This is a genomic window from Pseudochryseolinea flava, assembly GCF_003286915.1.
Taxonomy (GTDB): Bacteria; Bacteroidota; Bacteroidia; order Cytophagales; family Cyclobacteriaceae; genus Ohtaekwangia; species Ohtaekwangia flava.
The window spans coordinates 99115-115654 of record NZ_QMFY01000006.1 but is presented as its reverse complement, the minus strand read 5'-3'; the positions used below and the strand labels follow the sequence as shown (position 1 = coordinate 115654).

Here is a 16540-nt window from a genome sequence, read left to right as displayed (position 1 = left end):
TTTTTTTAAGGGTTGGCAAACATTCGAATACGCTGACAAACAATCTCGTCATCATCGGCACCATGTCCCTTTCCTTCATAGTAGTAGATTTTAAATGTAGCGTCGGGGCGGTGAAGTTGTTGTAGCTTTTGCTCAAGTCTCCGAACATGATCAACCGTTGTCAATAGGTCTTCCGTGCCTTGATGAATCTCGAATGATGGTACATACTCAGCAAAATAATAGGGCGAGCTGTTTAGCATTCTTTTCCTGATGATTGCTGGTGACGCTTGGGGAGTAAAAAATATCCGCGCAAAATCTTTCCCAACACGCTCTTTCGAAAATACGTCCGCCTGCAAAAAATCCGTATGCGTTGATATTGCAATGACATGGTCCACCTTTTCAGTAAGGCCACCGATCAATAGCCCAACCGTTGCACCTCTACTAATTCCCATGACGAGCACTTTTGTATCCGTACTTTTATGATATAATGTTTTCACGACCTCCAAAAATGAAATCGCATCTTCTGCCGGGCCCTGCCACACGTCGCTAGTGTTACCTTCCGACCGAAAGCAAAACTCCCTTCCTTTCACAATTTCGCCACGAAAAGACGGTGCGATAACAATGTATTTATTCAAGACATCGCGACAAGCTGTACTCGCAATACGCTTTAAATATTCCGGCTCAAGTACGTCCGTTTCCACACCACCACCGTGCAATGCCATTAAAATCGGCGCCGAAGTGATATCAAGACCCGCGGGTATTCGAATCAAGCCATAGTGTCTCTTACTTTCTACGATATGTGAGACCACGTACAGCGTATCGCCGTTAGGTTCACGTTGCTGAAATTCGATTTGAATATTCTTCGGGCTAAAGTTTTTGTTATGCCACGCGTGTCTAATCGTATCAATTTCCATTTGTGTAACGGGAGCAAACAATTCGCTCAATGGAACACCCGGATCTGTAACTAATGGATCCGGAGGCACAACCTCACCAACGCAATCATGACCGCCTGTATTGACGAAGAATTTAAAGTCACGGTCAAAAGCGAGGAAATAGAAATCCAAAGAAACCGAATAGAGTATGAAAATGATCAACACATGGTTTTTCTTTAGCAATATGATCGCCGATGGCAGCACAATCATGCTCACAAAACCTAAGTGCAGGATAACGCGATATAGGCCAGGCTGCACGAGATCTGGCATCTGCCACCTTACAATCCAAAAGAGCAACATCACGAGTGACAATAATAGCGCAAAAATCGATTGTTGTTTATTCGGCAAACCCTTGCGAAACACTGCCCATAAAAAGTATCCTGCATAAAAGAAAACGAGCAAGACAAAACTGTAATAGATAAATTGTACCGTTCCTGGTAATATTCGTGCTACACCAAGAAAACCGAGAAAGCTGACAAAACTCGCGATACCAATTACAGTACCGACAACATTTTGATGTGTACGATCGGTGTCGTTCTGGAGGGCTGACACGTTGAAGAAGATAAAAAGTCCGAGCAATAAAAATCCTATGACAATATATATTTGATTAAACAGCGACACAGCCAACAAACTTTTATCTATCGCGAGGCTGAACCCAAGCATAAAAAGAATCGCGACCATCACAATGCCAATAGTAGCGGCCGCCACAGGAAAACTTAAAAAATTCTTTCGCTGTTCAAATAAAAATACCGTATAACATCCCAAGAGAATCGCGCCTCCGCTGAGTACAAAAACCGCGCCGATGCCATAGCTCACAAGTACCGTACATATCAAACCGAGAAAATAGACCACCAGCGCTACATTAATAACTGCTAACTTTTTCATAAACAATTGGGGTTGGAGATTTGCTATTTAAAATATTCGATCATATATCCCGCTGCAGATACAATCAAGTATGTCCGCGTGGCCTCGTATTTCCTGCACAATAAAATTCCTATCAATAGCATCACCGCGATTGGAATATTAAATATTATAGTTTTGGCATGCCCTGAGACAAAATCCAATCTGCAGAGGCCCCACACAGAAAATATAAGCGAAACGAAGCACGCGAAGGCCGTTGGAATGATTGAATTTGTTTGATCAACCTTCAGTGCTAGCCATGCTGACACTATCGTGTAGAATACAATCAATGCTATTCGAACATCCATCCGAACAATTTCTCCTAGGAACACCATGGCTAAACATGCTGCGGAAAATATTTGTGCGATAACTACCTGATAAATGGGAAGTAAAATCTGTTTCTCAACGGCACGCCAAGACAAAGCAATGAGCTGAATACCGCCACCAAATATGACGATCAACGCCAACGGGTCCACGATTCCATGCTGAACATATCCTAACGCCTGCAACACTTTCCCGATGGCGATGGGTATTAGTAAAAGCAACAAAAACCGATCGATTCCAGGTGAGTATTTCTCATGAAGAAAAGTCATTAAATTTTCTCTCGCTCTATTCGCACGGTGAGCATGAAACGTATTGACAACAATCGAAACTAGCACCATCACGATGGAACCTAGGATTAGAATCTCAGCACCTGCTAAGTGACTAATTTTAAATCCATAACCAGCAATGAGAATAACGGCACTTAATACAAATAACAACACCCGGAACACGCCGCGTTTTTTGCGGTGTAGATACATGCCATGCAAAGAGCTTTGAAGAAGCGACAGCCCGAGTAGTACAAACGAGAGCAACAGTATCTCAGTAGCAAACTGCAAATGAAAGATCTTGAATACAACGCTTAAAGGCAGCATAAGCAGGACCGCGTATGTTATCCATTTGCTCATGGACGCGCGCTTATCGATGACCTCAAGCGTTTCTTGTTGGATGTCTTCAAAATGATCCTCAGGCAGATCAAGTAGCGCACTTTCCAGCGCATCTTCAAATGATATGCCCGTCGCCATGCGATCTTCGACATCACAGCTGATATGATCAATCATCTCCGCTTGAAGTGGCTTAAATGTCATGCCTTTCCTTTCGAGAAACTGTCGAATAACTTCGCGTTGCCCATCACTTATCATGCAGCCGATGTTTTGAGACTCAATTTCGAATCGTTCAAAATAGACGTCAGTATCTTATTGAATTCTTGAAGTTCAGACACCTTTGCTTTGGCTACTTTCTTACCTTCAGACGTAAGCGCATAATACTTCCGTGCGCGGTTATCCACAACTTCCGTCGTCGTGACCAACAAACCTTCAGATTCTAATTTGTGCAGCACAGGATACAGCGCACCGTAGGATAGTACAATCTCGTTCTTCGACAACTGGGCAACATGTTGGGTGATTTCATAACCATACATCTGCTTGTTTTGTGCCAGGAGTTTCAGAATGATCGTACGAATTGTACCTCGAATAAATTCCTTGGAAAGCATCTTATATATATAATTTTCTTAAATATATAAGATTTAGATAATAAAACAAAAAACGACAGCTGCGTGATGATGCGTTCAAAACGCATGGTGTCGCCATCCACCGTCCACAACGGATACGCTACCCGTTATGTAGCGAGCGCGATCAGAAACAAGAAACACAGCCATGTTTGCCATATCTTCAGGATGACCAAATTCACCGAGTGGGATTTCTCGTGCAGCAAATACTTTCTGATCTTCTTTCGTGAAAACGCGACGAATGTTGGCCGTTTCAATGAGGCCGGGCTGTAAACAATTCACACGGATACCATATTGCCCCAATTGTCCCGCGAGCTGCTTCGCCCACATCACCACACTCGCCTTTGCCACAGCTGACGCATTGATAGACCTTAACTCATACGTACTCGTAATATTTAATATCGCACCTTGATGACGCGCGATAAAATCTGGGATCAATTGCTGCGTGAGTTGGCGATGACGACAAAAATCTAGCGTCATTGCCGCTTCCCATTCTTCCTCCGAACCCACCACATCTAAAGCGCGGCTTCTCCCCGCATTATTAACCAATATATCAACGTGCCCCAGTGCACTTTTAGCAGCGATTGAAATTTCTTTTGGAGCTTCCGGTGCTGTGAAATCTTTCACAAAAACAACGGGCTTAACACCACCCTGCTCCACTGCTTGCAGTTCAAGTTGTGCTAATAAATTTTCGTTTCGCGCAACAGCGAAAACTTGTACCCCCTCGCGCGAAAGTTCCAGCGTGATTGCTTTTCCAATGCCTTGGCTTGCACCTGTCACGATAGCTGTCTTTCCTTTTAAATACAGATCCATAAATTTTATTTTTTTATTGAACGCAAAACTAGTCGGGCGATCTATTCGTAAAGACATCAACAATTCATTGTAGGATACGCACAAACATGTAAGTAATGGCTACTCAAAAAAAAGACACGACCTACTCCCGCAACGAGAAATGCATCAACGAATGCGATCTTACGTATGTAATCGCGAAGATTGGAGGACGTTGGAAACTTCAGATTCTGAGCAAACTCGATGGTAAAACCCTTCGGTATAGTGCACTTAAAAAAGAATTCCCACACACTACAGAACGCATGCTTGCACTCCAACGCAAAGGACTTGAACAAGACAATTTGATTTCACGCACCGTATACGCAGAAGTACCGCCGCGTGTAGAATATGAACTTACAGACATTGCAAAAGAACTCATCCCGATATTCGCGCATCTCAGCACATGGGGGAATCGGCATAAAGAAGTCGTAAAAGAAAAATCAAACTAATCATAATTATATTGCGGGAACATCTAGCTTCTTCTCCATATAAATTGTCCCGGCTATTGGACTAAACCGGTAAGCATCGATGGTATAGAATCCAGCATCGCGATAAAGTTGTTGCGCTTTTTCTTGTCCGGGTACAGTATCGAGTCGCACAAAACGATAACCCAGTACACCAGCTTGTTCAATGGCTTTCTCCAGCAACTGTTTTCCGACTCGATGTTTTCTAAATTCCGTTTTTACAAACAAGCGCTTAAGCTCGGCCACCTCTTCTGAAACCCGGCGGATACCGACACATCCCATAGCTTGATTTTGATATACCGAAAGGATCATAGCGCCCTCCGGATGAGCGTACTGACGAGACAAGGTCGCTAACTCTGCTTCAAAATTCTGATACGACAGCGTAAACGAAAGCGAGTCGGCATATGCCCTGAATAAACTCCTAGCCTCACTGAAATCTGAGTCATTACCAGCCACGCGAAATTCAATTTCTTCCATGCAATAAGCTAATAAAAATATGAATACAATTGCCCAAGATCGGACACCATTGACTTAATTCGAACATGCGACATGCTAAATCCAGCTAATTGAGTGGTGTTTTGTGAATGGCACGATTCTGTCATATAAGCCGACGAACTTAGACGTAATATTCAGAGCTTATGCTGAAAAACTATCTCAAAATCGCTATCAGAAGTATTCGCAGATCATCGTCCTATGCCGCTATCAACGTATCGGGATTGGCACTTGGCATAACTTGCACGCTGCTCATTTTTTCGCTGGTAACGTATCACCTTAGCTTCGATAATTTTCATGAAAATAGCGACCGCATTTACCGTTTCGTAACGGAACAACATCGCGACGATGTAACGTACGCACCTGGTGTACCGCCTGCTTTCGGAAAACAGTTTCGAGAAGATTTCACCTATGGTGAAGCTGTCGCGAGGCTCTACACAACATCAGATGTTTTGGTCAGCATCGACCAGGGCAACGATGTCCGTAAGTTCAGAGAAAGTATTTCCTTCGCAGATCCAGCGTTCTTTGATCTTTTTAATTTCCCTTTGGTATCCGGCGATATAAAAACGATTCTATCGGCGCCCAACAATGCTGTGATCACGGAGAAGATGGCTAAAAAATATTTTGGCGAAGAAAATGCCGTTGGGAAAACGCTTCGCTTTGAAAACACAATTGACTTCGTTGTCGCAGGTATTCTAAAAGACATTCCCGATAACACCGATTTCCGGACTGAAATATTCTTTCCGTATATGACGGTCGGAAAATACAATGAGTGGTATGCACGCGATGACGCTTGGGGAGGAATCACATCCGAAATTCAAACCTTCGTTAAATTACATCAAGGCATCAATCCAACGGAGGTAGAATCGAAACTTCCCGCTTACGTTACCAAATACAGACCAACGAGTAAGAACGTCCATCATTATAAACTGCAGCCGCTTGACGACATCCATTTCAACCCGAAGTATCAAGGCGTTATGGAAAAGAATACGCTTGTCATATTATCGATCATCGGATTCTTCTTGATCTTCACGGCATGTTTAAACTTTATAAACTTAGCAACAGCACAGGCGGTTACACGCTCGAAGGAAGTTGGCGTCCGCAAGACACTGGGTAGCATGCGCGCTCAATTATTTTGGCAATTCACATTAGAAACTTCTGTCATTGTTGTGCTCTCTACAACGGTAGCGCTAGCGTTCGCATATGCCATACTTCCGATGGTCAACCAACTCTTCGAGACGCGCGTTCAATTTGAAGTTTTTAACAATGCACAACTATTATTCTTCATCCCGTTATTAATGGTGATTGTTACCGTGCTATCAAGTTTATATCCTGGATTGATTCTCTCTGGCTTTAAACCCGTATTGGCGTTAAAAGGAAAACTTACCAATACCGGTAACTTTAACATTCGTCGCATCCTCATCACTACGCAATTCACGATATCGCAAGTTCTGTTGATTGGACTAATTGTGGTGATGTACCAGATGCACTATTTCAAAGAAAAAGATCTTGGATTTTCACAAGAGGCAATCGTGGTGATCCCAGCAGGAACCACTGACGAGAAAATAAATTTGCTGCGCGATCGCCTTGCACAGTTACCCAATGTACAACAGGTAACGGCATGTTTTTCGGCACCAGCATCTGAAAGTCATTGGCATACTTCACTTACTTACGATAACCGTACGGAACCCGAAGACTTTGGCGTAAGCTTTCGTGGTGGCGATGAACATTACATTTCAACATTTGGATTGAATCTTATCGCGGGTAGAAATATTGAGAAGGCTGATACCGTACGTGAGTTTGTTGTCAATGAAACATTCGTTGAAAAAATTGGCGTTGCTTCACCAGAAGAAATTCTTGGCAAAGAAATTCGGGTGAATGGCCGTTGGACAGGACCTGTCGTTGGCGTTGTGAAAGATTTTCATGACGCATCATTACACTCCGACATCAGTCCGATTTTTATTACAACGTCGCGAGAAAATTATCAATCGCTGGCCATTAAAATCAGTATGAATGAAGCGAAGACTACTTTGGCTTCAATCGAAAAAACATGGATGGATATTCACCCGGATCTTCTTTACACCTACGACTTCGTCGATAATCTCACCGCGCAGTTCTATCAAACGGAAGAAACAATGCTGACGCTGATACAAGTATTTTCCTGTATCGCGTTGTTCATTGGATGTATGGGACTTTACGGATTAGTATCGTTCATGGGAACACAGAAAACGAAAGAAATTGGCATACGCAAAGTACTCGGTGGCGATGTGACTCATATCCTCTGGATCTTTGGGAAAGAGTTTTCGCGACTCATCATCATTGCATTCGTCCTTGCGGCACCGGTGGGATGGTATCTGATGTCGCAATGGCTTGAAGAATTTGTATTTCACATCGACTTATCACCGTGGATTTTTTTGGTAGAACTTGCCGTAATCGCCGTGTTTGTACTGGCCACCGTAGGATACCAATCTGCAAAAGCCGCACTGATGAATCCAGTAAAGGCGCTACGAACAGAGTAGCGCTTAGGAATATGAATCATTAACAATGCGTGATCAATCTACCATTTTGTGTAGAGACGGCAGACGTTTTGTTTCGCCGTGTCGTTCCAATACGCGCATGACGAAAATCCTTTGTGATCCGTCCACTGAATACCGCCGCAGAAATTAAGCGTTTCTTTGTTGACGTCAGCAATTGCAATTTTCTTCACAACCAGCGTTTTCAACGGCGCATGCTTCACATCAACAGTAAAGGTTGTATCGAAGGCTTCCGTGAACGTGAAGTCTTCTTTGGAAAGGCGTTCGATGCGCAGATAAAATGTCACCTCTTGAGGGTCGAGTGATTCAGCGTCAGAATTATCGATTTCGAATTGAATTTCTGCAACCGCTGGCTTAGCCTCAATTTTAGGCTCAGCATTATTATCATCATCGCAGGACAATAACAGTGTTAAACTCATCAAGACGAAGAAAAGGGAGAATAATTTCATGGGTGTTTATTTGATTGGCAAATATCAAGGGAGCTTTCTTAATATCACTTGATGTTTGTCAATTTCGCACAAATAGTGCCATGTTTATTTAGTATCACAAATACACTTATCTATAATTCTATTTTATTACTAAAGACACACGCGAACATGTGGCTTAAATTCGTCTACAACCAAACTGCAGAATTCGTTTTGCCGCTAAGGCACTAGGGCACAAAGGTGAACGCAACATCGATGATCGCGAACATCGTCTTTTCGTGGCTTAAATTTGTCTATAACCAAACTGCAGAATTCGTTTCGCCACTAAGGCACTAGGGCACAAAGGTGAACGCAACGGTGCTTCGCGAACATCTTCCCCTCCTGGCTTAAATTTGTCTATAACCAAACTGCGAATTCGTTTTGCCACTAAGGCACTAGGGCACAAAGGTGAACGCAAACATCGATGATTCGCGAACATCGTCTTTTCGTGGCTTAAATTTGTCTATAACCAAACTGCGAATTCGTTTTTGCCACTAAGGCACGAGGACACAAAGGTGACCAACAGTGCTTCGCGAGCATGGTGTCTTCGTCGCTGAAATTCGCCTACGCCCAACTGCAGAATTCGTTTTCCTATTAAAGAGCAAAGACGAAGTGTTCATTAATTTATCAACTCCACCTGATTAAGTTTAATCAGATTAACCTCAAATTTTTCAACAATCATGTTCATGATTGGATCATTGTGAACCTTCTGGACGATACGTGAAGTCTGATGCTTGTCGTATCCCATCACCATTTGATCGGTAAGTTTTAAATGTTTTACAGCGTAGAAGAATCCAGCCACTACATAGGGACCAAATGGTGTATGTGGAATATCAAACGATGTACCAGTCATGTTAAACACAGTATTCGGAAGATAGTCGCCGCTATGTGCAATGTTCTTCATCGACATATAATGATTGGCTGCAAGCGTACGCGACGCCATACGCGGATCACTCATACTCAGCAATCCCGCAAGTGGTTTTTGTTTTTGCGATTGATGTATCAATACATCTTTTGCACTACGATCATTCTGCGAATGCTTTCTAACCTCCATCTGTACTTCATCCCAGAAAGTAACAGCAGGGTCGCCATCATCAACGCGGATCAAGGCATGAATGGCATAGTCCATGATACCGCATGTTATCTTAATGTCTAACATTTTCAATTCAGGATCCGTAGCGATACTTTTCTCCAACACCGTACGTTGATGGCGTGGATGCGTTCGAAGTAAATCTATGCTCTTGATCCAATCACCCGCAAGATATCCATCATAGGCATAGTGATGCTGTAGCAAGTTTTTGATCTTCGTATCGTTATCGATAACGACGCGCTTACCATTAATGGCAATAACTGGTTTCTCCTCGATAATCATCTGCTCAATTTCTACACCAACCGTAGATGCGCCAAGCATACCACAATTAAGCGGTGAGCCATCAACAATACGAAGGTCATGCACGTGACTGATGTAATGGTCATTGGAATCTTCCGTAAGGTGACCATGCGTTTGGATGTGCACGAAATATTTTATCGGCATTGTGGCATCCGCGTTGCGTTGCACTTGCTCAAAGGTGCGTTTGATATCCATCACCACGTCAGGCGACACAAAAGATCCTGCTGCGCGAATGGCGTGCATTTCGATTTCTATACCGTTATCCTTAAACTCGCTAGTAACTTTTGCAACGGCATCGAGTTGAACTTGACTTAGATCGCGTGCATCGGCGCAACCCACAAGAATGTGTACCTGTTTTTCGTGCATCATTTTTTATTTAGGAACGTGTGTATCTAAAAATTTCCGTTCTGCCTCCTGATGGTCATCAAGTAGTTTTTTACGCGCTGTATTGTCTGCGTTCGACGCTACGTTCGTCGCATTCACCGTCGCATTAAATTTCGTCACGGCTTTGTTGTAGGTGTCAATATCAGCTTGTGTTCGCTTGTTGGCAGGCGTTGTTTCCATCGACTTCTGCAATTTATCAAATTCTGCGCGCTTGATCATAAAATCGATTTGCTTTACAATTCCCTGCTGCGCTTCCTTTATGTAGAAATTCAGAATTCGCCGCAGTGATGTTGTCAATGAAGCATCGTGACCATAGGGCTTAATGGTATCTAATTTCGCCAAACCCTCTTCAGCGTACTTAATCAACGTCAGTCTGTTTTGTTCTGCGCCATTAACATCATTTTTATTGATCGCATCCAACAAATAGGCTTCTTGTTTATAGCTCTTGAAGTAGATCAAATAAATCTTATTGAAGTAATCTGTAACCTCACCAGTTTTGTCAAGCTTCGAATTGACTTTACTTTCGGTATCAACCAACGTAATCTTATTACGGTTAGCAAAATCTGAAAATACAAGACGCACCTCCCCGTGAGCCGATTGTAAAACTTTTGCAGCTTGTTGCTGTGCAGTCATATAGGCTTCCATTGCATCATACGACTGCTCCGCAATTTCTTCCATATCAACAATCTTGTGATAATCTTCATTAAAAACTTTCAATTCTAGATCCCAATATTTTTTGTAAGCATCTCGCAACGTCGCATCCCCTTGAAAGGGCTTTAAGCGCGTGACCTCACCAAGATTCTTGCGAATCTCGGCAATCAATTCACTACGACGTTTCTCCATCTTCTTTGCACGACGACTGTGCGCCACCGCTGCCATGTAGCTCATATACTTATCGGCAAGGTTATTACTTCTGCTACTCAAATACTCCATGTATTCAACGGCTGTTTGAGGCGTCTGCGCAAATGTTACGTTTAACGATGCTGGCACACACAAAACGGACAGCAAAACAATTAAGGTTCGCATATTTTCTAGTGTTATTTTATGGCTAATAAATCATTCATAATCTGAAACGCTTCCGCCAAGTATATATCCTTTTCCATCTCCCTCATACTCGATTGATGAAATTCATTGGCGTATGCATCAAGTGTTAGTCGCGCCTTCTCAACATTTACTACACGAGCCTTGAAAACTGCAGTTGGCAGTGTTAACGTTTTTTGAAGTCCTTCGGTAATCTCTCTCTTCGTACGTTCTTGCTTCACCAATTCGTCCCACGTCAATACCTCGGCATTTTCTAGCAACAGTTCATTTTGAAGTCTCTCGATTCCGTCTGCTACGCCTTTAAAAGCCGCGGATGAAGACACACGTGCGTTGCTACGTTCGCGTAATGCAGTAATCGATAGTGGTCGCAATGGTTTATAATATGATTTTTTCATAATCGAATCTGCGATGATTGCATGATCGAGATTAACTTCTCGATAGGGTGATGCTGCGATAATATCAGGAAGAATAATATCCGGTATCACACCCCTACCTTGCAATGATTTACCAGTTACGCGATAAATTCGGCTCGTTGTAATTTTAGCAAATCCTTGGTTACCATTGCTCGACATGTTAGCAGCGTTAACATTTCCATTAAGCGGTATCACCTCTTGACCTGTAGCCTTTCCGAATGTCTGTCCACCAACAATCACAGCACGGTTATAGTCTTGAAGCACCGCAGCAACAATCTCCGACGCAGATGCACTTCCCCCGTTTACCATCACAACCAGGGGACCATCATAGAGCGTACCGCGATTCATATCCTTTAACGATATTGGGTCGCTGCCCGTAGCCCTCATCATCGCCATAGCACCTTCTTCCAAAAAGATCCCCGACAACGCAATGGCTTCCTTCAACGAACCTCCACCATTGTGACGGATATCAAAAATCAAACCTTGTATCTTTTCTTTTGTGAGCTTCATGATCTCCTTTGCAACATCATTCGCGCAACGATTGGCCGCCAAGTCATCAGAATCCCATTGTGAATAAAACTCGGGTAGCACAACATATCCATAACGACCACCATCGACACCCTCCAGCACATAGCCGCGCACAAGATTTTGCTCTTGCGACAACTTTTCCTTCTGCAGCGTTACAGTTTTCACCTCGCCATTCGATTTCTGCAACGTGAATTTTAAATTCATTTGATCAGCCTCGCCCAGGAGTTCATTCACTTCATGAAGACGCAAATCACTCAGATCAATGGCCTTTTCATTTTCCCATTGTAGTGCAATTAGCTTGTCATGCAGTTGAAATTCTCCGGAGCGCCATGCAGGTCCGCCAGGCGCCAACGATGAAATGATCACATCACCACGTTCATTTTCTTTCAACGAAAACCCAAAGTAAAAACCTTCAGCACTTACAAGCGCGCTAAAAATCTCCATGTTACTCAGGTTGAAATAGTTTGTATGCGGATCGTAAGTTGTTGCTAGGTGTTCGAGATATTGTTCAGCAATAAAAACATCAAATCCTTCTTTCGGGTTTAGCGCGCGATGAACATCCCGCATCGCCATGTTTTTTACACGATGCCTTGCGTCTACTTCTTGTTTCTGAAAAACTTGTGCGGTTGTGATGCTCGCGCCGTGTAACATCGTAAGCTTCAACAGCGTTTGGTAATGAAGCGTGTTACGCCATCGTGTAGCAAGTGCCTGCTCATCTGTAACCCATGTTGTGGTATCTGCAAAAAACGAACTCTTTGCCGTGAACGAAAACGCGGGTTCCGACTGCTTTTGAATAATCTGTTTGGATCGCTCTAACACGTCGCGATACATTGTAGTAACGTCAGGAATAAATTTCCAAGAAGAAGTATTAATCTCATCATCGAGCATTGTGCGATACTTCTCCAATCGCTTAAGGTCCACAGCACTGAAATAAAGTCCATCAGGATCCAGTCCTTCTAAAAAACGATCAAAAAGTTCAGATGAGAAGACGTCATCAACAGGACGTGGCGCGATATGTTTACTCGCTATGGTTTTGCGTAGCGCGGCAACTTCTTTTTTGAAGTCGCGCGAAACTTGCGCCGTTGCTAATGTAGTAGCACAACAGGCAAAAAGGGTTACAAACAGTAAACGGGGCATAACAAAAAGGAACAGCAATATAGTAAACCGCTGGTTCGCTAGTTATGCCATGCAGAAATATTGCAAGAATTTATTCCTTCACAACCCGTGTTGTTTGTCCATAAGTGCCAGAAATAATTCGCACCAAATAGAGTCCACGGGCTACATCATTCATGGGGATATTGAAGTTTCCTGTGACGTTTTTAAAGGATTTAATTTCGTGGCCAAAAGAATCAATAAGCACGACTTCATCAATGATTGCCGCCGATTGAATCCACAACGTGCTGGCTACTGGATTGGGATACAATTGAAAGGTGAGTCTTGGCTCGACCGATGTCACCGTTAACATATTTACTGCACCTGGCGTCGCGCCATCGGTGTGTACGAGCGGCCCCGTTCCATCCGGAATTCTACTCCACGAGCCTGCATCCGTTTGCGCATTATAATACATCTCATCAACGGCGGTGATCACACCATCAAGTTCTTGATAAAGTCCGACCATTTCACCATCGGCAGAAAGCTTAAAACGCACGTGATCTTTGCCTTCCGCAAGTTCTTCGTCGGCCCAGAAAATCTTATAAGCGCCTGGCGCTAGCATTGTTTCGGAGCCATCCGCGAGAATAATATGCTTTTTCTTTTGGGATGGATTGTCTGTTAAGAAAAGGCCAGCCAAGTTCACGGCTTTACCACTCACATTTTTTATCTCAAACCAATCTTCTGCTTCGTTGTTGCCGTCGCGGTATGCCGATGGGATAGCACTGATCTCATTGATTACAAGACCGGTAATAACGCGGTTATCCACTTCAAATAGCGCCTCAAACTCAAGCGCAGAATATGCCGTTCCCGTAAGCGCAGGCGTTGTCGTTGTTGATTCTTGTTTTGCACCTAACTTGACCGTACGCATTGAAAGATCGAAACTTAAATCAGAACTACCGACGCCATTCTGATGCACTTCAACAGCCAACACATTCATACCGGGTTTAATAATTCCCTTGGCAATTTTAAATGGATAAAATATGTTCTCTGCCGGAAGATTTCCCAACGCCAGGGTATTTCGATCAATCACACCTTGCGGCATATTGCTTCGATACATTTCAACACCGTTTAAATAAACGACGATACCATCATCGAATAAAGCTTCACCGAGGATATCATCAAATCCAACGGTGTCCGCCACGGTGAACGTCTTACGGAAGTATGAAGTAACGTATTTATTTGCCGCATCTGGGCCATATGAAATAACCGTTTGCTCATCACCGTCGCCGTATCCTAACTGTGCTTGTCCAGTCGACCACGAAGCATCGTCGAATGCCGCAGTATTCCATCCGTTAGTCACCACACCTTGATCAAAATACCTCCATGCAGATGCTGGATCGATCAGCGGAACAGGAGTAGCATCACGCTTTGTTACTTTCCAAGATTTGAACTTGTATCCGGAAACATTCACTGGTTTAAGATCGTATGCCATTCCCTTCGGGAAAATTCCATCAACAACGGGTGCGTCGCTGGTAATACCGTTGAAGGTAAACGATCCGCTTTGCACTGGATTTGTTTTAATTGAAATCGAAACGTCTTCACTCGTAGTTCCGAAGAACTCACGCAAGTGTTGCCGCATAAACGAATTTCTATTTCTTGCGAATTGACGCATGCGCTCTACTTGGTAATTAAAATCATTTATAGATCCACCCCACCGCGTTTTATGATAAGGCATCTCCGTAGCGATACGCGATTGAAACGAATTCAGAAAACCGATTACACGCTCTGGTGCAAACGTAGTGTTCAATGCCGTATTGAAAGTTTTAATGAACTGTTCGCGAAACTTCGGATTGTCAAGCACCAATCGAATATGCAGTGTCGACCATGCTGGGTTAGGCCACGCATCGCCTGTAGTCACCGTTGCAAAATTTAGCGTTGGGTGTGTTACCATGTTATCATCATATATCCCAAACCCGAAATCCATATCCCAGAGTATCCATCGGAAGGGACTGTCGTTAGAACGTTGGCGCCAGAACTTTACATTGTTACCAGGCCAATCTGTATTACCATAATAGATTTCAGTGACGAGATAGTTGATGTACGACTGAACATCGATATTCTCGCTGATAAAATCATACGCTTCAGGTGTGCTACGATCCATCGATCCTAACGCTGTACGATAGTTCACGTACTCTGTCTTCGTCCCTTCCAATGCCCGCTCATCAGTCTCTAACAAATCGAGATCATCTTTATCGATATTGTAATTCGCTTCGATGTAATCAGCATCAATCTTTTCACGCATATTCAATATGCCCCAATATTTTCCATTCAGATAAACGATCGTCGGCTGATAGTCGAGATAGTCTATATCCATTTGATCAGCAACAATCGCCTGCTCTACAGCATCGCGAAAGTGTGTCATATTAAAATCATTTCCAGAGTTTCTTAACACAAAACCACCGTAAGCATTGATATCCTTATTGGGAAATAATTTTTGCTCAATCAGCTTACTACCATATTTATCGCGCGCCTTAACAACAAAAGATTTTTGCGGAAAATTTCTACTGCATGCACCACCCAAACGAATATCAATGTGCTGATCAAACTTTTTGTTCCCAGATGGCTCGAAGTACTCAATCACAGCATGACGATCCCAGTCTTGATTCCAATTTCTTGGGCCATTGCTACAGTTTAACGTAATTCCATTAGTGCCCTCGACATAAATACCAATCAAGTCACTATTGAGATATGCGTCACTTGTAGAAAGTGATATTACCGGAAGTGAAAAGGCATGTTCATTGATAAAATATGTTGCGGCAACAGTTTCGCTGGGTAAGAAACCATTTTTATAGGCTCTCACTTTAAGCGTCTTCGTAGATGTGATCATAATCGGCGCGCTATACAGTGATGAACTGCCATTGGGCTCACTGCCATCGAGCGTATAGCGAAATGAAACACCCGATGCCGAGTGTAGACACGAAACGCTTCTCGATCCCGAGTGACGACCAGCATCAACAGAAAGTTCTGGTTTATCGAGAACCTCTGTTCCACCACTCTCGGCATTCGCTCCGCTTGGCGAAGCGTTCACCAAATATCCCATAGCCGTACCGTTAGAAATACGTCCATAAGAAACGTTTGTGTATTGCTTGGGGAATTCAACCTGATCAACCAACTGAGACGACGCATTGCTCAGCACAAAAAATTCGCCATCACTATCAAGGGAAAAATTTGTATGCGTACCACTATTCATATCGTCGCACCATATCAGTAGATATGCTTTGGCCGGGATAGATTGATTATTGAGACGAAACTTATTGGGAACAGCTGGGTCATCTGACACGTAATATCCATTCAGGTTAACCGCGCTACTTCCCGCATTGTACAATTCCACCCATGGAGAAAAGTTATAGTACTGCGGATCATATTTCACATCAGCATTGGCCGCGCAAATTTCATTGATAACAATCTGCGCATAACTCATTGAAGTGATCGCAACACAAGAAAATAATAGAAGTACAATTCTTTTCATATTCCAAAAATTGAAAGAACAATC

At 43.2% G+C, this 16540-nt stretch carries 12 protein-coding genes; 2 read left to right on the top strand and 10 right to left on the bottom strand.

Going from position 1 to position 16540, the window contains the following annotated elements; genetic code table 11:
- Nucleotides 1-5 precede the first annotated feature (5 nt).
- The 4 genes from DQQ10_RS13270 to DQQ10_RS13255 all read right to left on the bottom strand — a co-directional run bounded on the left by DQQ10_RS13270 (nt 6) and on the right by DQQ10_RS13255 (nt 4170).
- The gene (locus tag DQQ10_RS13270; protein WP_112747367.1) at nt 6-1796 is read right to left on the bottom strand and encodes an alpha/beta hydrolase family protein; all 1791 of its coding nucleotides are present in this window, start codon (nt 1794-1796) and stop codon (nt 6-8) included.
- A gap of 23 nt (nt 1797-1819) precedes the next feature.
- On the bottom strand, nt 1820-2992 hold the full coding sequence (locus tag DQQ10_RS13265; RefSeq protein ID WP_112747366.1) for a hypothetical protein: 1173 nt from the start codon (nt 2990-2992) through the stop codon (nt 1820-1822).
- Nucleotides 2989-3342 carry a PadR family transcriptional regulator gene (locus DQQ10_RS13260; protein ID WP_112747365.1) on the bottom strand — a complete coding sequence of 118 codons (354 nt, stop codon included), beginning with the start codon at nt 3340-3342 and terminating at the stop codon, nt 2989-2991. The genes DQQ10_RS13265 and DQQ10_RS13260 overlap by 4 nt, the downstream gene beginning before the upstream one ends.
- A gap of 75 nt (nt 3343-3417) precedes the next feature.
- Nucleotides 3418-4170: an SDR family NAD(P)-dependent oxidoreductase gene (locus DQQ10_RS13255; RefSeq protein ID WP_112747364.1), complete on the bottom strand. Its 753-nt coding sequence runs from the start codon at nt 4168-4170 to the stop codon at nt 3418-3420.
- A gap of 95 nt (nt 4171-4265) precedes the next feature.
- On the opposite strand from DQQ10_RS13255, the gene DQQ10_RS13250 reads away from it, so the two are divergent.
- Nucleotides 4266-4634 carry a winged helix-turn-helix transcriptional regulator gene (locus DQQ10_RS13250; RefSeq protein ID WP_112747363.1) on the top strand — a complete coding sequence of 123 codons (369 nt, stop codon included), beginning with the start codon at nt 4266-4268 and terminating at the stop codon, nt 4632-4634.
- A gap of 6 nt (nt 4635-4640) precedes the next feature.
- Here the strand turns inward: DQQ10_RS13250 and DQQ10_RS13245 are convergent, their stop codons facing one another.
- The gene (locus DQQ10_RS13245) at nt 4641-5126 is read right to left on the bottom strand and encodes a GNAT family N-acetyltransferase (RefSeq protein ID WP_112747362.1); all 486 of its coding nucleotides are present in this window, start codon (nt 5124-5126) and stop codon (nt 4641-4643) included.
- 161 nt (nt 5127-5287) lie between these two features.
- Here DQQ10_RS13245 and DQQ10_RS13240 point away from each other — a divergent pair, with 161 nt between their 5' ends.
- Entirely contained in the window at nt 5288-7660 is a 2373-nt protein-coding gene (locus DQQ10_RS13240) for an ABC transporter permease (RefSeq protein WP_112747361.1), read from the top strand.
- Between the two features lie 38 nt (nt 7661-7698).
- On the opposite strand, the gene DQQ10_RS13235 is transcribed toward DQQ10_RS13240, so the two are convergent.
- The 5 genes from DQQ10_RS13235 to DQQ10_RS13215 form a co-directional block, all read right to left on the bottom strand.
- Nucleotides 7699-8124: a hypothetical protein gene (locus DQQ10_RS13235; RefSeq protein WP_133259639.1), complete on the bottom strand. Its 426-nt coding sequence runs from the start codon at nt 8122-8124 to the stop codon at nt 7699-7701.
- Between the two features lie 634 nt (nt 8125-8758).
- Complete coding sequence (locus tag DQQ10_RS13230; RefSeq protein WP_133259638.1) at nt 8759-9898, bottom strand: hypothetical protein; 1140 nt, start codon at nt 9896-9898, stop codon at nt 8759-8761.
- 3 nt (nt 9899-9901) lie between these two features.
- Entirely contained in the window at nt 9902-10939 is a 1038-nt protein-coding gene (locus tag DQQ10_RS13225; protein WP_112747358.1) for an LIC11966 family surface protein, read from the bottom strand.
- Nucleotides 10940-10950: 11 nt separating this feature from the next.
- Nucleotides 10951-13032 carry a carboxy terminal-processing peptidase gene (locus DQQ10_RS13220; protein WP_112747357.1) on the bottom strand — a complete coding sequence of 694 codons (2082 nt, stop codon included), beginning with the start codon at nt 13030-13032 and terminating at the stop codon, nt 10951-10953.
- Nucleotides 13033-13102: 70 nt separating this feature from the next.
- Nucleotides 13103-16516: a CotH kinase family protein gene (locus tag DQQ10_RS13215; protein ID WP_112747356.1), complete on the bottom strand. Its 3414-nt coding sequence runs from the start codon at nt 16514-16516 to the stop codon at nt 13103-13105.
- Nucleotides 16517-16540 lie beyond the last annotated feature (24 nt).